Below are 2,234 nucleotides of genomic sequence, written 5' to 3'. Positions count from 1 at the left end.
GTGGACGCCGACCACGCCCGCCGCCTCGCCGAGGAGGCGGACCGATGACCGTCATTCCCCTGACCGCTCCCGCGTCCGCGCCCAACCGGCCGGCCGTGGCGGACACCGACCCGCACGGACCGGACCGGTTCGTCGCCGTGGTCGTCGCCGCCGGCCAGATGCACGCGGTCGGCCCGTTCGACGACCGGGACGAGGCGGCCGCCGCCGGCGACGCTCTCGCCGACAGCCACCCCGACACCCGCATGCACGCGGTGATCGAACTCGTCGACGTCACCACCGCCGACCTGCTCCTGACCCTGACCGGCGACCTCCGCGCCACCGACGGTGCGGCATGACCGTGGACTGGCGGCAGCGGGCGGCCTGCCGGAATACGAACCCGGACCTGTTCTTCCCCGCCGGCACCTCCGGCGACACTGTGGAACGTCAGGTCGCGGCGGCCAAGGCGCTGTGCGCCCGGTGCCCGGTCCGATGTGCCTGCCTGGGCTGGGCGCTGGACACCGGGCAGGACGCCGGCATCTGGGGCGGCCTGGACGAAGACGAACGCCGGACGCTGCGGCGCCCGGCCCGTACCCCGGTGCGCACGTCATGACGGCCCTGCCGTACGGGGAGTCCCCGACGGTGCCCGCCGCCGACGCGTTCGACGGCGATGATGGACGGCTGGCCGGTCAGGCCGACCAGTTGCGGACCGCCGCCGCCCTGGTCGAGGCGGCCGGGCCGGATGTGTACCTGTACATCACCCTGCACCCCCACGCCACGACGTCGATCGGCGCGCAGGTGACGTCCCCGTACGGCCGGGGGCTGTCGGACCGGGAACGCGGACACATCGAGATCGCCGGGATGGGGGTACTCGCCGGACTGCTGAACACCCCGGTCACCGTCACCGTCCACCCGGGGGCGACCGATCCGCTGTGGCTGTCGTGCACCGGCCGTTTCCACGGCCAGCCGGTCGAGGCCTACGCCGACGTGTCGGACGACCCCGACCTGATCGCCGCCGCCCGGCGGCTCGCCGCCGACACCGCCCCCGTCGGGCCGGATGTGGCTGCCGGGGCGGCGCGGTGAGCGCCGCTGGGCTGGTGTGCGGGGTGTGTGGGCTGACCGGGGGGCCGTTCGCGAGCCAGGCCGAGGCGGCCGCGCACGCGACGACCCATGACGGGCTGCACCACCGCGGCACGCCCACGATCACCATCACCCCCGGCGCGACCGAGACCGCCGGCCCGGGTGCCGGCCGGGGCCGACGCAAACGCCGGTAACCCCTGTGTACCCGCCGGGGGCTGGTGTCCTGCGGGCCGTCCGCCGCGGAACACCGCCCCCGGCCCCTCATCCCCTGTGCTTGTGCTGTGCAAGGAAAGGATTCGTGTGAACACCATCGAGGCACCGGGCGGCCCGCGTGCCGGCAAGGGCCGCGTGACGGTGCTCCCGGCCACCGACCCCGCCGTAGACGATCATGCCAGCGACGGTCGTGCCGTCGACGGCCAGGAGCGGTTCGCCGCCGCGCTGGCCGACTATCTGACCGCGGTCGCCGACCACTGGGCCACCATCACCACCCTGGCCAACCGCACCGGCAACCAGCGGCTGCGTGGCTACGCCGCTGCGGTGGAAACCGAAGCCGACGTGCGGACCGCGCGGGCACAGGCCATCGCCGATGACGCGCCCCGCGACGAACTGGCCGCCATCTTCGAGCTACTGACCACGGTGACCGCTAGGCGGATCGCCGCCTACTACCAGGCGGGGCAGCCCGACCGCCCCCACGATCTGATCATCACCGGGGTTGCGTTGACCCGAACGGCCCAGGCCGCCCGGCGCAGCGTCCGCCTCACCCCGCCCGGTCGGACCAGGACCGGGCGCGCCGGTTCCGCCGTCCGTCTCCCGGTCCTGGGCCGGGCCGTGCGTGTCGAGGCGGTGGCGTGATGGGCACCGCCGGCCCGGAACACGCCGGGCACTACGACGACGATGTCGACCACGACACGGACCACGACAGGCCGGTCTGTGCTCTCTGCGGTGACCGGATCGAGGGTCTGGTCTACGACTGCGGGTCCGGCCCGGAGCACATCGACTGCCACTACGGCGACGACGACCCCGACCCGCACGACCTGCATCCGGCGGCCGGCGGCGTTCCCGGCGGGATAACCCGATGATCCGGCTCATCCTCGCGGTCCTGGTCCCGGTGGTGGCCGGCCTGGGGCGGGTGACCGCGTCGGTGCTGGTCGGGGGGATCGCCGCCGTCAGTCTGGTGA

General features: G+C 74.3%; 6 protein-coding genes. All 6 read left to right on the top strand.

Features of this window, described 5'->3' with window-relative positions; all coding sequences use genetic code 11:
- Positions 1 to 44 precede the first annotated feature (44 nt).
- The 6 genes from U9979_RS14725 to U9979_RS14700 all read left to right on the top strand — a co-directional run bounded on the left by U9979_RS14725 (position 45) and on the right by U9979_RS14700 (position 2,135).
- Positions 45 to 335, top strand: a complete 291-nt coding sequence (locus tag U9979_RS14725; RefSeq protein WP_322779826.1) for a hypothetical protein — start codon at positions 45 to 47, stop codon at positions 333 to 335.
- A 2-nt stretch (positions 336 to 337) separates the two neighbouring features.
- Positions 338 to 589 carry a WhiB family transcriptional regulator gene (locus U9979_RS14720; RefSeq protein WP_322779830.1) on the top strand — a complete coding sequence of 84 codons (252 nt, stop codon included), beginning with the start codon at positions 338 to 340 and terminating at the stop codon, positions 587 to 589.
- Positions 586 to 1,059, top strand: coding sequence for a hypothetical protein (locus U9979_RS14715; RefSeq protein ID WP_322779825.1), 474 nt, complete (start codon positions 586 to 588; stop codon positions 1,057 to 1,059). The genes U9979_RS14720 and U9979_RS14715 overlap by 4 nt, the downstream gene beginning before the upstream one ends.
- Positions 1,056 to 1,250 (top strand): hypothetical protein, encoded by a 195-nt coding sequence (locus U9979_RS14710; RefSeq protein ID WP_322779824.1) that lies wholly within the window; start codon positions 1,056 to 1,058, stop codon positions 1,248 to 1,250. The genes U9979_RS14715 and U9979_RS14710 overlap by 4 nt, the downstream gene beginning before the upstream one ends.
- A 106-nt stretch (positions 1,251 to 1,356) precedes the next feature.
- Entirely contained in the window at positions 1,357 to 1,908 is a 552-nt protein-coding gene (locus U9979_RS14705; RefSeq protein ID WP_322779823.1) for a hypothetical protein, read from the top strand.
- Positions 1,908 to 2,135, top strand: coding sequence for a hypothetical protein (locus tag U9979_RS14700; RefSeq protein WP_322779822.1), 228 nt, complete (start codon positions 1,908 to 1,910; stop codon positions 2,133 to 2,135). The genes U9979_RS14705 and U9979_RS14700 overlap by 1 nt, the downstream gene beginning before the upstream one ends.
- Positions 2,136 to 2,234: the final 99 nt, after the last annotated feature.

The organism is Protofrankia sp. Cas4 (assembly GCF_963555915.1).
GTDB lineage: Bacteria > Actinomycetota > Actinomycetes > Frankiales > Frankiaceae > Protofrankia.
The sequence above is the reverse complement of the archived record's forward strand: the minus strand, read 5'-3'. Positions and strand labels throughout refer to the sequence as shown.

Coding starts and splice junctions, on each gene's coding strand:
- U9979_RS14700 (WP_322779822.1), top strand. CDS start 1,908: ATGGGCACCGCCGGCCCGGAACACGCCGGGCACTACGACGACGATGTC.
- U9979_RS14715 (WP_322779825.1), top strand. CDS start 586: ATGACGGCCCTGCCGTACGGGGAGTCCCCGACGGTGCCCGCCGCCGAC.
- U9979_RS14725 (WP_322779826.1), top strand. CDS start 45: ATGACCGTCATTCCCCTGACCGCTCCCGCGTCCGCGCCCAACCGGCCG.